At 55.6% G+C, this 17,698-nt stretch carries 15 protein-coding genes; 6 read left to right on the forward strand and 9 right to left on the reverse strand.

Annotated features, from left to right (window positions below; genetic code table 11):
• Nucleotides 1-201 precede the first annotated feature (201 nt).
• Complete coding sequence (locus tag KIT79_02665) at nt 202-1,158, forward strand: DUF2236 domain-containing protein (GenBank protein MCW5828197.1); 957 nt, start codon at nt 202-204, stop codon at nt 1,156-1,158.
• 5 nt (nt 1,159-1,163) lie between these two features.
• Here KIT79_02665 and KIT79_02670 read toward each other — a convergent pair whose 3' ends face one another.
• Nucleotides 1,164-3,152 (reverse strand): hypothetical protein, encoded by a 1,989-nt coding sequence (locus KIT79_02670; protein MCW5828198.1) that lies wholly within the window; start codon nt 3,150-3,152, stop codon nt 1,164-1,166.
• Nucleotides 3,153-3,252: 100 nt separating this feature from the next.
• Between KIT79_02670 and KIT79_02675 the strand changes: the two genes are divergently transcribed.
• Nucleotides 3,253-4,326 (forward strand): membrane dipeptidase, encoded by a 1,074-nt coding sequence (locus KIT79_02675; protein ID MCW5828199.1) that lies wholly within the window; start codon nt 3,253-3,255, stop codon nt 4,324-4,326.
• 6 nt (nt 4,327-4,332) lie between these two features.
• Here KIT79_02675 and KIT79_02680 read toward each other — a convergent pair whose 3' ends face one another.
• From KIT79_02680 to KIT79_02690, 3 genes are all read right to left on the reverse strand, one after another.
• Nucleotides 4,333-5,907, reverse strand: coding sequence for a peptidylprolyl isomerase (locus tag KIT79_02680; GenBank protein MCW5828200.1), 1,575 nt, complete (start codon nt 5,905-5,907; stop codon nt 4,333-4,335).
• 120 nt (nt 5,908-6,027) lie between these two features.
• Nucleotides 6,028-6,900, reverse strand: a complete 873-nt coding sequence (rfbD, locus tag KIT79_02685) for a dTDP-4-dehydrorhamnose reductase (GenBank protein MCW5828201.1) — start codon at nt 6,898-6,900, stop codon at nt 6,028-6,030.
• 3 nt (nt 6,901-6,903) lie between these two features.
• Entirely contained in the window at nt 6,904-7,314 is a 411-nt protein-coding gene (locus KIT79_02690) for a ribonuclease HI family protein (GenBank protein MCW5828202.1), read from the reverse strand.
• Nucleotides 7,315-7,344: 30 nt separating this feature from the next.
• Here KIT79_02690 and KIT79_02695 point away from each other — a divergent pair, with 30 nt between their 5' ends.
• The 3 genes from KIT79_02695 to KIT79_02705 are packed head-to-tail and all read left to right on the forward strand — an operon-like array spanning nt 7,345 to nt 9,922.
• Complete coding sequence (locus KIT79_02695; GenBank protein ID MCW5828203.1) at nt 7,345-8,184, forward strand: hypothetical protein; 840 nt, start codon at nt 7,345-7,347, stop codon at nt 8,182-8,184.
• A 35-nt stretch (nt 8,185-8,219) separates the two neighbouring features.
• Nucleotides 8,220-9,149: an ABC transporter ATP-binding protein gene (locus tag KIT79_02700; GenBank protein ID MCW5828204.1), complete on the forward strand. Its 930-nt coding sequence runs from the start codon at nt 8,220-8,222 to the stop codon at nt 9,147-9,149.
• Entirely contained in the window at nt 9,146-9,922 is a 777-nt protein-coding gene (locus KIT79_02705; GenBank protein MCW5828205.1) for an ABC transporter permease subunit, read from the forward strand. The genes KIT79_02700 and KIT79_02705 overlap by 4 nt, the downstream gene beginning before the upstream one ends.
• On the opposite strand, the gene KIT79_02710 is transcribed toward KIT79_02705, so the two are convergent.
• On the reverse strand, nt 9,923-10,759 hold the full coding sequence (locus tag KIT79_02710) for an OmpA family protein (protein ID MCW5828206.1): 837 nt from the start codon (nt 10,757-10,759) through the stop codon (nt 9,923-9,925).
• Nucleotides 10,756-11,403, reverse strand: coding sequence for a nitroreductase family protein (locus KIT79_02715; GenBank protein ID MCW5828207.1), 648 nt, complete (start codon nt 11,401-11,403; stop codon nt 10,756-10,758). The genes KIT79_02710 and KIT79_02715 overlap by 4 nt, the downstream gene beginning before the upstream one ends.
• 86 nt (nt 11,404-11,489) lie before the next feature.
• On the opposite strand from KIT79_02715, the gene KIT79_02720 reads away from it, so the two are divergent.
• Complete coding sequence (locus KIT79_02720; GenBank protein MCW5828208.1) at nt 11,490-13,643, forward strand: DUF3488 domain-containing protein; 2,154 nt, start codon at nt 11,490-11,492, stop codon at nt 13,641-13,643.
• Here the strand turns inward: KIT79_02720 and KIT79_02725 are convergent.
• From KIT79_02725 to KIT79_02735, 3 genes are all read right to left on the reverse strand, one after another.
• Entirely contained in the window at nt 13,638-15,173 is a 1,536-nt protein-coding gene (locus KIT79_02725) for a HAMP domain-containing protein (protein ID MCW5828209.1), read from the reverse strand. The genes KIT79_02720 and KIT79_02725 overlap by 6 nt on opposite strands.
• Nucleotides 15,174-15,265: 92 nt before the next feature.
• The gene (locus tag KIT79_02730; protein MCW5828210.1) at nt 15,266-15,892 is read right to left on the reverse strand and encodes a hypothetical protein; all 627 of its coding nucleotides are present in this window, start codon (nt 15,890-15,892) and stop codon (nt 15,266-15,268) included.
• Between the two features lie 687 nt (nt 15,893-16,579).
• The gene (locus KIT79_02735) at nt 16,580-17,641 is read right to left on the reverse strand and encodes a hypothetical protein (GenBank protein ID MCW5828211.1); all 1,062 of its coding nucleotides are present in this window, start codon (nt 17,639-17,641) and stop codon (nt 16,580-16,582) included.
• Nucleotides 17,642-17,698 lie beyond the last annotated feature (57 nt).

Here is a 17,698-nt window from a genome sequence, read left to right on the forward strand (position 1 = left end):
CTGGCACGCCCCTGAAAACGGCTCATCATACTTATTCGTATGGCTAACTTATGGAAAGGTCTGATGTATCAGGCCGAAACGCTCGTGAGTGGTATCACGTTTTGGGTTGGAAAACGGTCCATAGAATCTTTGACTGATGCGTCAGTCATTGTAGAATCACGTTGGGCTTTTACTCTGCATGCCAAGGACCTGCGAACATCTATGACCGTCAGTCGCGCCGACCTTGAACGCTATCTGGATCGTCTTGCGAGCAGGATCCAAAACCCCTCCTATGGACTGTTCGGCCCAGAATCGATGCTCTGGAAGCTGAACCGTGAGTCGATAATTTTCCTGGGAGGTGGCCGGGCTGCCCTTTTGCAAACTGCCCATCCGTTCGTTGCACACGGAGTCGATCAGCATTCCAAAACCAAAACTGATCCGCAGGGCCGCTTTCGGCGGACATTCGCCAACGTGTTTGCCATGGTGTTCGGCGATCTGTCCGACGCGACGAGATCAGCACGGCGTGTCCATGCGATCCATGACCGTATCACGGGGCTCATCACGGAGCGAATAGGCGCTTTCGATCTTAATTCACCCTATGAGGCCAACAAGGAAGAAGCTCTGCTCTGGGTGCATGCAACACTGTGGGATACCTCCATCCTGGTATATGAGCACATGTTTGGCCCCCTGCCGCTCCCAGTGAAAGACCGCTACTATGAGGAAACGAAGCTTTTCGCCTACCTGTTCGGCATTCCCGATTCTGTACTCCCGCCCAACTGGACCGAGTTCATGGAGTACAATCGAAAAATGTGGGAATCAGACGTACTCGCTGCGGGGCGCCCCGCAAGCGAAATTGCCCACTTCATCCTGCAGTCACCGCGCCCCGAACTGAAACCGGTATTTGCCTGGTACAAGATCATCACCGCCGCGCTATTGCCTGAGCGTATTCGTCACCAGTTCAATATCGGATATGGCCGGGCAGAAAAGGCGGTTTTTGATGCCTCACTCCGTGCCATCCGAACCGTCTATCCTAAAGTCCCAGAACGCCTGCGGTACTTGCCCGCCTACAACGAAGCCCAGCGGCGGATTAGGGGTAAAGAGGGGAAGGATCTATTCGGCAAGATCGTCGAGAAGTCCGTTCTGCTGGGACTGAAGCGCCGGGAATCACAAGCGGCCTGAATCAGTCAGGGAAGCTCTATCGGTACGGACAGTTCTATGATCACAGGTTCGGTGTTTGCACTCGTAAGTCGTATACCGACATTTCCTGCTACCAACCCGCTGCAAGCCAGTGTCACCGACCCGGCCGCGGACAGAATGTTCGCGGAAACGCCTCCGTTTACCGTGCAACCAGCACCGGGAGGCTGGGTCACCCGCTGAACCATTACCGGATAGCGCAGCTCTGGATCTGTCAACGAATCGATACCGACAGTAATGCCACCTGGGGCCAGAATTGACGAAGCCGATAGGTCTGCCACCATCAACGGCGGAAGACGGACAACCCTGAGCGCCGTCGAGGCCGTTTCCATGCTCACGGCTGCCGCCCGAACCACAATAATTCCGTCTTCGGAATCGTCTTCGGCGGTGCATTCAACTCCATCAAAATCCAGTTCGTTATCCAGATCTCCATCACCGGAGAACTGGCACTGAACGCCATCGGGAACCTGCTGAAATGTCAACACTGCAGGACCTGTAAAACCACTGCCCGCACCGGAGGCGACTTCCGTAGCGACAGAATTCCCGGTCAGGAATGAATTCATGACCGGGAAAAGCTCTAAAACATCCGTTACAAGTAAAAAATTGGCTTCATATATGGAGACCAGGACGCCCGTAAATACCGTCGGGCCCAATGCTGGCGTTACAGCTAGAATTACCTCTCCGGCAACAGCAGGGCCTTCCGCAATGCACTCAAGCAAGGCGGTGTCGTTCTCATCTGACAGTTCATTATCACTGAATTCACAGACAACACCCATGGGAAAAGATGTCATCTGTGCCACTGCCGGGAAAAAGGCGCTTGAATTTGATGACGTTGTGGCCAGAACTACCGGCTGAGCACTTCCATTCCGCTCCAGTTCCAGAATACTGGCATCGGGCTCCACCACCAGAACGGGCGCTTCCGGTTGAACGGTAATTTCTATCTGATCGGCAAACGGATCAGAAGATACGAGCGGGCAGGCAAAGAGCGCAATCTCCCGAATGTATTCGATAGTATCTTCTGGCTGTACAGTGGCCCCGCAGACGGCCACTGCTTCGACCATTACTATTCCCGGATCACTCCCGTCACTGGCGGAACAGGTAATCGTTGTCGTTCCTGAAACTTCGAACAACTCTTCTGAAAGCAGGCATTCAACTCCTGCGGGCATCTGTGTCACCCGGAGAACAGCGGGTCCGGCACCATCTTCAATCAGGTCATTTGACAGCGTTATCGCTATATCCCGGCTGCCTGTTTCCACTGTCTCAATGATTTTCACAGGAGTTCCGGAAACCGGCGTCAACTCCAGATCAGTAGCTCTCGCCAGAATTTCAACCGATACTTCACCTGCAGCAAGCGGCCCGCTGCTGCCAGATCCGGATATTGCTATTTCCGCTGGCCCAGTTGCGAAGTCAGTCTCCGGCAAGCATGCGACTACAAACCTGGACGGTGGAACCAGTGCATGTGAACAACCAAATTCACCGGGAATCCCCGCCGGAGCAAGGTTCAGCTGCGGATTCACCGTTCCCGGCGGCAGTTGCACTGAAAAGCGGGCCGGATTTCCGGACAGTGTACCGCGTCGCAGGGTTATTGTGTGCCGGATCTTCACCGCAAAACTGGCCACACCGGACTCCAGCAAGGAATCACTGAGTTTCCAGGTGAACACATCGGTCCCGGTAGCATCCTCGGCGGGCGTGTAGGTGAACGCACCAGTTGCGGCATTAGTAATTTCAACCGTGCCCAGGGAACCACCACTTACAATACTGAATATCCGGTCAGGACCATCAATGTCGGATCCGGGCAGAAGCCCCGAATAGGCAAAATTCCGCACCGTTTCCCCCTCACTGCTGATGGCAACAGGAGCCGTGTTGGGTGGTGGTAATGTATCGTTTCGGTGTGGCAGGCCAGAACCAGCCCCATCACAGGAAATCTGCCAGCACAAAATCAGCAGAAGTGCAGTTTTTCGAAGTGGTCCGGAGTCCATGTGGCCAACCTGCGTATACTATCACCTTCCGTAGCAGCAAATTCCACAACCCATATCACGTTTGCGCATGGTGGCTGACAAACTAGATTAATGCCGTCTGATGAAACTGGACTACGTCAATTACCGAACCAATCCGGAACAGTGGGCTCGTCATCTCGGGATTTCATCCGAAGCGGTACAGCTGTATCTTTCAGCAGAAGTCATCGACCTGCATACGACGAGTTTCATATGGACACGTGTATTTGGCTACAATCTTTCCAAGCGTCACCGGTCTTTTATTCCCGGTTCGCCGATCCTGAATCAGGTCGATTTTCCCCGCGTGAGAGAAGCCCAGATGGGCGGCGTCGTCTGGGACGTAACGACCAATCCGCTACGGACCGAAAGTCAACGGCCCGATATAGCTTTCGAAAATATTCGTGAGCTGGCCCGACTCCTCCGGCACCACCCCAACGAATTTGCCGTTATCCGTACCGAGAGTGACTACCGGAATGCGCGTGCGAAGGGTCTTACCGCCTCCTGGATATCAATTCAGGGCGGTCAGGCTATTGATCATGATCTTGGTGATCTAGATCGCATCCCAGAGGATCTTCTGCATCGAGTCACCCTTGTCCATTTTACCCGCTCCCGTATTGGTGTCTCCAGTGCTGCCCGACGGCATGAAACGGAGGGCTTGAGTAGTTTTGGCCGGGAATTTGTGCGTGCCCTCAATCATCGCCAAATTCTTGTCGATCTTTCCCATATCAACCGGTCAGGTTTCATGGACGCCGTGAAAATCCACGACCGCTCGCTTCCGTTCATTGTCTCGCACACCGGAGTTCGGGGGGTACGCAATTTGTGGCGGAATCTTGATGACGAACAGATCCGGCTCGTTGCCAAAAGCGGCGGCACCATTGGTATCATTTTTCAGCCGGGATTTCTCTCGGACTCATGGAATAATTGTCCGGTCAGCCGGGTCATCGATCACATGGAGCACGTTATCCGGGTTGCCGGAGAAGATTTTATCTCGCTTGGATCCGATTTTGACGGGGCCATCCTGCTCCCGCGCGAGCTTCACGATATCACGGGCATGCCTAGGCTGGTTCAGGCCATGCTGGACCGTCACTGGACAGACGTCCGTATTCGTAAAGTTCTTGGAGAAAATTACCTGCGCGTGGTCCGCACCATCCGGCCCTGAGCCGCCTCAGGGGGAAGAGGGCGATTGTTTCATCTGCTCCCGCGCCAGATCTTCCAGTGACATCCCCTCGCTGCCAGGTGGTTGCTGTCGCATCGTATCCACTCCGCAGGCTGCCATGGCTGCAGCATCATTGACGAAGACGGGAAATGACTCACGGGCCTTCTGCTCCACGAGCTGGAAACCTTCTTTCATGATTTCCTTTCGAATTGTGGCCTTCACTGACACCGGGTTGTCTGAATAAGCCGGATCCTCCAGAGCCTTGAAAATATGCAAGCCGGCGCCTGTTTCCACGATTTCACTCAACTGCCCTTTGTTGAGACCACTTACCGCACGGCCCACATCGGGAGTGATAACGGAATGAGGAAACTGACCCAAATCACCGCCCTTGGCACCGCTTGTGGCATCGTCCGACATGATTTTCGCCAGCTTCTCGAAGCTGTCGCCCTGCGCCAGTCGGTCCTTGATTGCCTGCATACGGTCGCGGGCCTTTTGTTTCTCTTCGTCGGTCATGGGATCTCGCAGACGCACCAGAATATGCGCCAGATGGTAGATCGCGTTCCGGTACTCCGGCAGGCCCTTGACCTGCTCGTACTTTTCATTGATTCGCTGGTCAAAACCACTCCCCAGCAGTTCAACCGCCAAGCGCTCAGCAGCCACATTGGGGCGCACGTTTTCCGCGATGCTGGTCACCTTCGGATCATCCATGAGGCCACGCCGCCGGGCTTCCCGGATGGCGGCATACCGCTCGACAATTCCATCCAGAAGTTTCTGCCGGCCTTCCATGGTCCGGATTTCCACCTGCCGTTTTTCCGGATACTTGGAGGCTTCTTCCTCGAACTTTTCAACCGTGATATCCATTTTCTCGTCACCAAAGTCTATGGTAGCGATGACGCTCGCGTCCCAGTCCGGTGCTGAAACGCTGGCCTGCTTGCGAAGTGATGCCAGCAGATCAAGCACTTTTTGCCGGCCCATGGCTGTCGGAATCAGGTGCTTTACCTCGTCATATTTCGCTTTTTCAGTAGCAGAAGAGAACCAGAACTTGTCCTCATCATAAAATTTCCGCGTTTCGGCCTCGGACGGTGAAACCTCCGTCACCGTTCGGAGCATTTCCGTCACAGCAACCATCTCGATCTGGCTCTGGAACCGGTTTCGGAACTCCTCGGTTTCATAAACACCCTGCGCCTTGGCATACTGGGCTATGGCATCCCGGATCAGCATCTGGCCCAGAAAATCCCGGCAGAACTGTGGATCCTGGGCAAGTTGCAACCGGAGCATTTCCGGAGGAGTTGCCATCGCACCGGCAGTCAGGGCTGGATAAACTTCATCCACAAACCGGTCCACGTCCGTCTTCTGGATGACTTTCTGCCCTACGCTGGCTACATCTTCTGGACCCAGCACTGGTGCCTTTCCCACACTAGGAGTGGAGCCGGATCGCGTGAATATGAAGACGGCCGCTCCAATCAGGACCACAAGAACAATCACAACGGCGATAATGCCAAAATCCCGGCGACCGCCCATGTCGAACGGATCGGGTGGCGGAACCGGATTCTGGGCTGCTGGTAATTCTGGCTTGTCTGTCATGGCTGGTTTCTCTTGCTTTCGTCCCGCCCTACCGCATCATAACCGCAACCGGTCAAATGGCGGATTCAGGGGGGACGGAGCGATACTGGACCGGGCTATCGCAAAAGAAAAGGCGTGTAACTAGGGCCTTTTCAGGCAGCTATCAAGATAATCCGAAAGTTGGTCCTTCCAATGCCGAGGAGGCTGAGCGGGGAAAAACCGGCTCCATTTGTCCAGTGACAAAACAGACCACGCAGGCCGCCGGGCCGGAGCAGCGAATTCGGCTGACGACACCGGCACAACCCTCTTTGCACGGATCAGTTCGCCCCGCTTTTGGGCTCCCTCCACAATTGCCTTGGCGAACTCATACCATGTGCAATTTCCCGATGCGGTCCAATGGAGCAGCCCCGTGACGTCTGGCCGGCCGGGGAGCAGCCAGAGTGCACGAGCGAGGTCATGGCTCCACGTCGGCGCCCCCCGCTGGTCATCCACCACGCGAAGCTCGTCCTGTATACGGGAACGGGCCAGGATTTTCTGTGGGAAATTGTTCTGTCCCGGTCCATAAACCCAGGACGTACGGACTACCACCGCGAGGGGATCGGCCTCACAAACCCGCCGCTCACCTTCAGCCTTGGATCGTCCGTATTCACTCCGGGGGTTTACTGGATCATCCGGCTCATATGGCTGTGTGCCGTCACCACCAAACACATAGTCAGTGGACAGATGCACAAGACGAATTCCTGCCGACCTGCACAGTCGCGCGATCTGTCCGGGTGCTTCCGCATTGGCCCTCCAAGCGGTTTCCCTGTTGGTTTCGCAGGCGTCCACAGCCGTATAGGCCGCACAATTAAACAGGAGATCCGGACGAAACTCACTAATGACCGTTTTAACGGCACTATCACTGGTAATATCGAGTTGACCATGCGCGTATGCCATTACAGTCGTATTTTTTGGGGCCGTAGCAACAAGATCGCGGCCTACCTGTCCCCCCGCTCCCGTGATAAGAGCTCTCACGAGTCACCGCACCCTGTTCCCGTCAATAGCTCTATTGGCAAGATCGTCAGCCTCACGGTTTTCTTCCCGGGGCACATGGCGAAATTCATAGGGGCTGAATCCTGTGAGCAACTCGGCTGCCCGGTCCCGTAAAGGGCGCAGCCGGGGTTCCTTTACCTTCCAGCGCCCGAGTGTTTGCTCAACTACCAGCTTGCTGTCGGCACGGCAGCGTACGCCCTTGGCACCCAGTTCCTGTGCCTTTTCCAGTGCAAGAATAATCGCCTCATATTCAGCCTCGTTATTGGTACGGCAGTCACCAAGATAGGCCGCCACCTCTGCTACGATCCGGCCCTTTTCATCCTTGAGCACGGCGCCAGCTCCGGCAGGACCGGGATTTCCACGGGCCGCACCATCGGTATAAATCGTTAAAATCATCCGGCACCCCTGCGCGCCAACCAAAGTCCCTTGAAGGAGGCGTCCCATCCTGTAGAATTGCCAGTAATGCTGAGCAAGTGGTCACGGGTGGTCCTAGCCGTATCGGCACTCGCCCTGTTCGCCGGAATTTCGGGAATAAACCGCCGCTGGGCGGAGATCTATGCCGGAGAGCCGCCAGTTTCCTATCTACTGCCCAAACCGGAACTGTTCCGGTATATTTCCCTCGGTTATGACAAGGCTGTAGCCAGCGCAATGTTTACCCATCTTGTAGGGGCAATATCATGGGGTGTACAGCCTGAAGCTTACACCCAATGGGTGTACAACACCGTCAGAATCATCAACCTTCTGGACCCCCAGTTCTATACGCCATATGTGGTTGGCGGCTATTTCCTCAGGGCACAAGAGGGCAACGGACCGGATCTCGCCTTACAGCTGTTTGCCAGTGCATCCACAGTAACAGACCTGTTCGAGCCATTCCTGATGACGGCCATGATCTACTATTTCGAGAAAAGGGATCTCGAAAATGCAGCCAAATGGTTTGAGCTCGGTAGCAAAAAGCCCAACGCTCCTGATTATGCAGGCCGAATCGCCGCCGGTATACGTTACAAATCTGATCCTCGGGCAGCGATGGAACTCATCCTGGATGCCTATTGCTCAACCCCGATGCCCTTCTGGAAGGAGCGTTATGCCTATGAGTTCCTGGCCTATTTCGAGAAATCCGACATGTCTCCACAGGAACGCACAGCCCTGATTCAGGAGTTTATAAACCGCCTCATGGCCCCCACATGCGCTCTTCCCGGTGACACGCCAAGCATGGACTGGCTGACTCCCGAGTTGCGACAGGAAATAAGGCGGGTAATGGGACAATGACTGAAATAATCTGTAATCAAGAACCGGTAATAACCGTGGAAGGACTTTCCAAGACTTTCCATACCGGTTTCTGGATGCGTCCCAAAAAAATCCTGAGTGATGTTTCCTTCGCCGTACGAACAGGAGAATGCGTCGGTTTCCTCGGCCCAAACGGAGCCGGAAAGACAACGACTCTCAAATGCATTCTTGGGCTCCTTGCTTATGAGCACGGAGAAATACGGATTTTCGGTCAGGATGCGCGTAAAGCTTCTGCCCGGTCGCGCATTGGATATATGCCGGATAATCCCTATTTCTATGACCACCTGAAAGGCGATGAGTTTCTGGATTTGGCAGGCCGGCTTCATTCGATTCCAGGCACCGATCGCAAGCGGCGCATCAGCGAGCTCATGGAACTGGTCGGGCTCCCGCATGCCCGCCGACTTGAACTTCGTAAGTACTCGAAGGGGATGCTGCAGCGAATCGGCATTGCCCAGGCGCTTATCAATGATCCTGATATCGCCATTTTTGACGAACCAATGGAAGGCCTTGATCCGATTGGCCGCAAGGAAGTGCGCGACCTCCTCCGGAACCTGAACCGCGAACGGGGGAAAACCATATTTTTCAGCACCCACATTCTTCCGGATATCGAGGTGATCTGTGACCGGGTAATCGTCATCGCAGGAGGAGCACTGCAGGGCTCGGGTTCGCTTGCCGAACTGCTTCCGCCTGGAATCCGGTCATGGGAAGTCGTGTTTCGCTCTACGGAGGAAGCTGCAGGCAAGCTTTCAGTCGGCGCACAACCAGATTTATCGCGGCCCGGGCTCTGGATCAGTCACAGTCGCTCCGAGGAAGACCTCAACCGTCTTCTATCTTCCTTGCAGTCTTCGTCAGAAGCCCAGATCATATCCGTCACGCCCGTGCGAGCACATATTGAGGACATTTTCTACGAGCGGTTTGGCAACCGGCCGCAGGGGGCGGCCTCATGATCGGACGAATCTGGGCTATAGGCCTCAATACTTTAAGGGAACTGGTGCGAGACCGGGTGCTCGCCGTGGCGCTATTCTTTGGCATTGCTATCACGATTTTCGCAGGTGTTGTTGCAGCCAAGACGCCGTTGAACTGGGGAGAAGTGGTGGTGAACGTCGCCCTTGGCGGTATGAACTTTTCACTTGTCTTCATTGCGATCATCATCAGCGTGACGCTGCTGTCCAAAGAAATCGAAAAGAAAACGGTCTTTACGATTCTGACGAAACCCTTGTCCCGAGCCGAATTCCTCCTGGGCAAATTCTTAGGCATGGCCCTTACGCTGCTGGCTGCCCTGCTGATCATGACGGTAGTAGTAAAGTGGCTTTGCTGGCGCTCTGCCTGGCCGCTTCAGCCAGTATTCTACCAGGCTGTGGCCAGCATTTATGGCGAGCTGATCGTCGTGGCTTCTGTGGCCCTGCTGTTTTCGTCGTTTTCGACTCCGTACGTGTCGGGGCTTTTGACTCTTGGCGTCTGGATTGCCGGAACCCTTGCCGGAATCGTCAATAAAATGGTGGTCGGGCCTGAAGATATGGATCTGTCCACCCTCCAGGCTATCAAGACGGTCTATCTGTTTCTGCCCGACTTTACCCGCCTCAACCTGAAGGACCGGGTTCCATACAATCTGCCCCCTCCGGACGACTATTTTCTGTACGCCCCGCTATTTGTCTGCATGTGGACAGCATCCTTGCTGACGGCAGCAATCCTTCTATTTGACCGCCGGGATCTGAAATAGTCAGGGCACGAACACGAGCTCGAAACCCGCCGATCGCGGTCCATGACCGGAATCCAGCATCTTTTCATCTACTATGATCCGGCTGGCATCCACTCCCCGTGAAACGAGATAGTTTTTGATACTCATTGCCCGCCGGTTCGCGTTGCGCTGAGCCAGCTCCGGGTTGTCAGTTTCATCGGAACTGGCCTTGACGATGACTTTCAGTATACGTGGCCGTTTCCCCATCAACAGTACGAGCCGGTCAAGCGGCGGGTAAGCCGATGGTGGCAGCGCGGTCTGCCCTTCGCCGAAGGAGATAATCTCCTTAAGTGGCTGAATCCGGAGGTCAGATGACCTGTAGCCTGCATCGGCAGCCAGTGCCTCATACATCAATGCCGCTGGCGGTACAACGGGGGCCGGGTCAGATGAAACCGGCGGCGGAGAAGTATCGGGAGATTTTGCGGCTTCGGGAGACTTCCCTGCCACCGGAACAGGAGCAGCCGGAACCAGCGGATTCAGGCGAAGTGTCAGCCGTGCACGCCGACGCTCTTTGATATTTATGTTGTCATAAAGACCTGTAATGAACCCATCAGCCATCACGCGTATCCGGTAGTCGCCAGGTGCCATTACGACAGAAAAATCTCCACTTTGAGGATCCACTGGAATCACGCGGGCGGTTTCCGAAGGTACCGAAAGTGATTCAATCTGAAGACGGGCCCCTGGAAGTGGCTCATCCGTCACCCCATGCAGAACCTTTCCGGTAAGCTCTCCAGTAGCCGGAGCCATTTCCTGGGCATGAACTCCGGCAGAAATAGAGGCGGCCACCAATAGGGTTGCCAATGCCATTTTTCGGATCATGAAGATTTCCTCCCGTGCCGGAAGCGATTGTGAACTACCATGTAGTCCCGTGCAGTTCCTGCACGGCGATCCAGCCGCTCGCGCAAGCGATGATAGTATTCATGAAAGTCACTTATGACAGAAATACCAAAAACTTCTTCGCCCGTCAGCCCCGGATAACCGACAGCAAGAGCCGCGACCACCCGCCACCCTTCCCGTGCGGAAAGAACGCGTTTTACCTCCCGCCCATCAAACCCCAGCACCGGGCACGAGCCCAATCCGTGTGTTTGCGCGGATGATGCAATTCGTTCCAGCGCCTGTATCAGGTCGAATCTCTCGCCGTCGATCGACCGGAGACGGTCCACCATAGCCTGACGTGACAGGGCCATGATGATGAGCGGTGCCGACCGGACCCAGAAGTTGATCCGGTTCAATCCCTTGCAAAGGGCATCTCCAAGCTCTGCTCGCAGACCAGGATCAGAAACAAACACCAGCCGTTCCCGTGCCGGATCTCCTACACGCGGACCAGCCATTGCTGCCCGCTCCATGTCCGAAACCGCCCGGTCAGGTACCGGATCGGGCTTAAACGTGCGCATGAGGCCCCGGCCGGACCACTGCGAAAGCAGAAGCCCCGCAAGGTCGTCGGTGGGCGGATGCTCTGGCATACCCCATTGTGTCCAGCGCATGGGGGGTACAGTCAACTTGTGATTGATGCACTGGAACTGGTTTCCGTTCACACTGGATGACAGCCATGCAGTATGCAGTCGCCCCAGCATCCGACCCGTTTGACCGGATTCGGCACTGGTCAATCACAATACTGGTGATAATTTCACAGATTCTGCTGGTATGGGCAGATCCCACAGCTCGGCCATTTCATCTGGCAGTACTGGGAGCGGCTGTTCTGGGGCTGGTTCTTCCCGAACGGCAGCGGCTTTCTATCCCGGTCGCTTTCTGGAATACCGCCGTCGTACTTATGCTGGCCGGTGCCGTGCTCTGGATCCGTCAGGATCCCGTCATGCTATTCGAGGTGCTGCTCTATTTCCTCGAACTGCTGCTGGTCGTAAAGCTTTTCTCGCGCCGCCAGTCCCGGGATTATTGGCAGATCGTTGTGGCTGCCTATTTCATTCTTATTGCTGGCGTCATGGCCATGGCATCCGTGTGGACAATGGTGCTGCTCGTCGTGGTGCTCGGCTTCATTGTCATGGCATTGGTGGCAGATACGGCTGCCGAACCTGCGGCTGTTTCCGGCAACTTTGATCAGCCGGTGCTTGCCGGAGAAGGAGATCCGGCTGGCGATCTCCGGACCGGAACGGTGCTCACTCTCACCGTTACCATTGTGGTTGCTGCAGCCACATTCGTTGCAATTCCACGCCTTTCAAGAGCCATGTTCGACATAGGCATGTTCCGAACCGGTGGAGGAACCCGGTCCGGATTTTCTGGACAGGTAGACCTGGCTCAGCGTGGCGAAATTGGACTTGATCCTTCAGTCGTCGGCCGTCTTCGTATCCAGCCAGTTGGCGACGGCCTGCCGGACGAAATGTTCTATGTAGTTGGAAGACGGCTTGACCATTTCGATGGGATATTGTGGTACGCCGATGACTCCAATGCGACTCCGGTTTACCCAAGCCGTGGTGGAATCCTCTGGCTCCGGCCTGAATGGCCGGACCAGCGCGCCCGCCGCTACGAAATCCTCCTGAAGCCGATTGGACAGCCGTTCCTTCCCCACTTGGAGCGGACGATCGCCATCCGCTTTGCTCATCCGGTGCAACTGGCCACTAGCTATCCGCAAAGCAACGTCATTTTGGCTCCAATTCCATCCCAACCCATCCGTTATGATGGATGGTTCACGGACCTCCCGATGACTGACACCAGTCGGGCCGACCCGGTAACCTACCTGACAGCTATTCCGGAGACGATTGACCCCCGAGTGAAGTTACTGGCCGCGTCGCTGGCTGCCGGAAATCCAGGCACCCGTGAAACCATCCGGCGCATTGATCAGCATCTCCGTGCTACCGGGTTTCATTACTCACTTGAACGGCCAGCCACTGGTTCGGAAGATATCGTCGCTTCATTCCTGTTCGATTCGAAGCAGGGCCATTGTGAGTATTTCGCCTCCGCTGCTGCCCTGCTGGCCAGACTGAATGGCATTCCGGCACGCGTAGTAACCGGCTTCCTCGTGCGCGAAAGAGCGAGCGAAGACGAATGGCTTATTCGCATGCAGAATGCTCATGCCTGGGTGGAATATTTGGATCCTGTTTCGGGCTGGAATCGGCTGGACCCATCACCACGGGATCCGGGTATTGAACTGGCGGCACAAACACGATGGTGGCTTTCACTCCAAACACTCATCGGGCGTATCGAGTTCTGGTGGCACGACAAGGTGATAGACTTTGAGCAGGCTGACCAGTTCAGGATGCTGAAAGCCCTTCTGGACCAGCTAAACAGGATAGGCCATCGGGAAAACAAAACCGCAAGGACAGAGAATCAGGCCGAGACGGGAAGCTCCACAAGCATCCGGGATAATCTTGGCTGGGCTGTCGCGGCCATCATGGCCTTTGTCCTTATTGGTGCAGGATATTCTTCAGCAATCCGCCGGAAAAGGGCCCGTCAGAAGCACCCTGCAACCGGATACTATCTCCAGCTTGCCGCAGTTCTTGGAATCAATGACCCCGAGGACGGTGGAATTCCCGCCGGGAAGGCAGTGTCTGATGCCGTTGACCGCCGGAAACTTACTCCAGCCCAGCGGGAGCGGATCCGCCTCTGGGTAGAAATGTACCACCAGGGCCGGTTTGGCCATATCGAAGGAAAACCTGGCGTCAAGCAGCTTGGTCTTCTGACCAGCGAATTAATAGCATCCCTGAGCATGCCGGAATCACCGGCGAACCCCGAGCACAAAGAGTCATGACGAAGATGGTCCGGCGGTTCCTGTCGGCACATGTTCCGGCAACGCACCAATCCCGGCCTTGATTCCTGTCACCTTATAGACCGATACGGCCTGCTGCTTTCCCTTGAGCTGAAGATCGCCTGCGTGCTCGGCATCAACAAGATGCTTCACCTTCTCATACGTAGAACCGCTTATGGCAATCTCCCCACGGCGCGCCTGACCTTCCAGTCGAGCAGCTGTGTTCACGCCATCGCCGATCGCCGTATAATCATAGCGCTCCTCGGTTCCTATATTCCCCACAACCACTTCGGCAGTATTGATACCAATTCCTACTTCCACCGGCTTCCAGCCCCATTCGATACGCAGCACATTTTCTGCATTTACTGCATCACGGATCCGGAGTGCGGCTCGAACAGCCCGCTCGGCGTGGTCGTCAAAATAGATCGGGGCGCCAAACAGCGCCATCACGCAGTCACCGATAAACTTGTCCAGCGTGCCCAGTTCATCACCAATAATGGCAGCCATCAGTTTGAAATACTTGTTCAGGATATTAACCACATCGCGGGGATTCATCTCTTCGGACATTGTGGTGAACCCGCGAATATCAACGAACATGACCGTCACGGCCTGGCTTTTCCCCCCCAGTTGAAGCTGTGTCGGGTTGGAAAGCACCTGGTCCAGCAGGCCCTTGGATACATACCGGCCGAGGGCATTTGTCTCCTGTTCCTTACGGAGCAGTTTCGCCGCCATCCGGTTGAATGCATGCGTGATTGCGCCAATTTCATCCGAGGTCGTTACCGGCGTCACGTAGTCGAGCTTGCCCCGGCCGACAATTTCGATTCCGCTCTTGAGAGTGGATAGCGGATTAACCAGCAACCGGGCGACCAGCATCGTGAGCATGACACCGAGAATGAAGATCGGCAGCGCAACCAGCGATACCCGGCGCGCACTTTCGACGAATGCCAGCCGTATCTGATGCTCAAGGTTTACCAGAACCACAAGTCCGCCAATGGTGCGGTTCTTGAAGCTGACAGGAACCCATATCTGGCGCGTGCTTAGAATTTTCGTCAGGGCTGGCTGGTCTGTAACTTGAAATGGCTGACGGGTAACCGGATCAAAGTAGCGCTCGCCCGCATAGTTAATTTCAAGGGCTGACAGCACTCTTGCCTCATGATCAATAAAGAATGCCCCCACTACCTCCGGACGGCTTCGGAACACATCGAGCGCATCGCCCATGATAAGATCGTCCTGGATAAGGATAGATTCCTTTGCATACTTGGCCACCGTCTCCGACAGTGCGAGAAACGATTTTTCCTGTGCATTTTCGATCGATGCCTTTTCCTGAAAAAGCAGGACACCCGCAACCGATCCCACAGCAAGCACCAGAATGCCGACAACCAGCGTCTCAAGCTTGAGCAGCAGGGTAGCCCGTTGCCGGAACTCAGTCTCGGCCTGAACGCCTGGAGATACATTACCGGATGGCCGCACCGGACGGGCAACCGGCTTTGCCGGTGAATTTGCTTTTACTGTGGCAGGCTTGGCCGTGCTCATGCCGGACTTATTTCCACAATCTGGCCCATTGTTCCACCAAGAGGCATGGATTGATTAAACCCGATCCTGAGCAGTGGTTCAATGCCTTCATGTCATACTACCTTCGTATCCGGAACCGAGAACCACCGGCCGAGATCCCGCGCCTGGGCCAATTCAGCAATCGAACCATATGGTCCCACAACCGCAGCGTTCAGCCGAAAAAGATTCCTGTCCAACCGTGGTTTTTCGATACGGGCATTTTCTACCGGAAGCCAGGGCTGATAAGGATCGAGAATACAGACTGCAGCCTGGGCTTCCCTGAAACCGGGAGAAAGCTCCTCCAGCATCTGCAATGCGATCTGTCCAAGCCGACTGTCCGAAGCAGCCTGCGATTCCTCGGCTACTCTTCGAAAACTCACGATGATTCGTTCCCTGTCGGCCCCATGAGGTTCACGGCCAATCCAGACAATCCGGGGACCACTTTCGGCGTCTGGCAGCCCGCTCCGGCACCAGATAGCACGAGGGCCAACAGCCGGATCCAGTGCTTCCCGTGACGTGACAATTTCAATGGCGGTGAGCCCCAGAAACCGCTTTGACAGGGATCTGGCCAATGGAAATCCTGCGGGCTCTTTCTCCCCCAGAACCAGTGTATCCGTCCCGGTGGTTTTTCCGCTGCCGGCCCATTCGACCGTAAATCCCCTTTCGCGTGGTGAAATCCGGTGAATGGTACCATCGGCCATCTCGACGCCAGCCTGACGGACTGCATCCTGCAGGCCCTTACGGACCGCGGTCGCAGCAGGACCAGCAACCCAGGTCTCACCAGCTTCTCCATGAAGAAGAGACGCTGTGCTTGAGGGTTCATAACCTCCCGACATCGCTGCTCCAGTCAGTTCCAGCAGACGCCTGAGGCGTGGATATTCATCAAGCGCCCCAGTTAGTGAGGCTGGGGCTTCGACTTTTACTGTCCGGCCAAGCCGTGAACGAAACCAGCCTTGCGGTGCAAAACGGCCGGGCCTTAAGAGTGACGCGGTAAATGACCGCGCAGCTGTGTCCAGATACACGCCAGATCCAAACACCCGCTGCCATTCACCTTTCCCGCGCCGGCGGTCCGTCCACCAGTGAAACCGGAAATCTGGTGAGATCACCTGCACATTACTCTGCGGAGCAATACGTTCTACCTGCTGGCGAACCGGATCCGGCAGAAGCCCATCAAAGGCAGCCGCGAGGGCCGCGGTATTCAATGCGCCAAACCCCGGCAACAGATGCCCGTCTTTTCCGTTATTGCTGCCCTTGGTCACCAGAACCCGGCGTCCAGACCGGGCTGCATGCCAGGCCAGAACGAACCCGCCGGGACCGGAGGAATCAATTATAATGTCATAATGGGATTTCACTGCGAGTCAGCTGTACCACAAGAAATGAAGGGGCGCTTAGGTCCGCATCCGGAAAATCCGGAGTTCCAGCTCGCGCACGGCCTTCTCTGTCTCTCTGTCCATTGGGCCCAGCTTCCGGCATTCCTCAAGGATTTCCATGGCCCGGACGGCATCACCTGTCTCAAGGTATGCTTGAGCAAGCGTGTGCAGAATGGACGCCGATTGCCGATCGGACAGTTCCGCTGCCTTTTCGGCAAGCGCGAGCGCCCGGCCGTAGTCACGAAGTGACTTGTCTGCGAACGTCAGGAGATACCATGCCTGATTATTGATCAATGTCGCGTTACCGGGAAACAGTCCAGCCCCCTGCTCTAACGGTGCGATAGAAGCCTCCTCCTCACCACCGAGGCGGAGCGCCTCTGCCCAGTAGATATAGTAGCTGTCGAAATAGGGATTGAGGGCGGAGCAGGTCTGAAACAGCCTGGCTGTCCCGCGCCTGATACCTCCAAATCCCATCCGCACAATCAGTTTGCAGGCCTTCAGGGCATCCACTTCCGCATCGGTGAGAAGCCGGGCGCTGTCACCCATCCGGAAAGTGCCGGCAATCCGAACGGCAGCGGAACGGTATGTCCCCAGCTCATCCAGCCCGAACTTCTCGTAGGCCGTCAGCAGAAAAGTTTTTCCCTTCTGCGCCACCAGGATAAGGCTTAAATCGCCTTCCTGACCCTCCCTGGGAATGCTTTCCATGCCATAGAGCCGGGCTTGTGGTTCGGCATAGTAGATCTCTCCCAGCCCATATGGCCGCACAAGACCGGATGCAAACTGCGGGGCAAGAACCCGCGTCTCAAAGTCGTGAAGAAATTCTTCAAATGACAAAGATGTATGGCGCCGGATAAAGCTGATCTTGCGCTGCCGGTCGACAGCAAAGACGGTCGTATTCTCTTCGGGGGTGGAGATTCGTTCCATCTCGCCAAGCGGCGACAGTTCAAACTGTAGAAAGCTGTCCCGGTAAACAGGGGCGTTTTTCAGATCATCCGGCAGCTGGATAGATGCGGCTTTTCCGCCGCAAGACAGCATCAGCAGGAAAAGCAGAAACCCGGCAACACAAGCTCCATGGCGCATGTTTCATTGTGACGGACCGGCGTCGAGGGTGCCAACGGTCAGCACAGCTTTTGCCAG

Source organism: Deltaproteobacteria bacterium (assembly GCA_026129095.1).
Taxonomy (GTDB): Bacteria; JAGRBM01; JAGRBM01; order JAGRBM01; family JAHCIT01; genus JAHCIT01.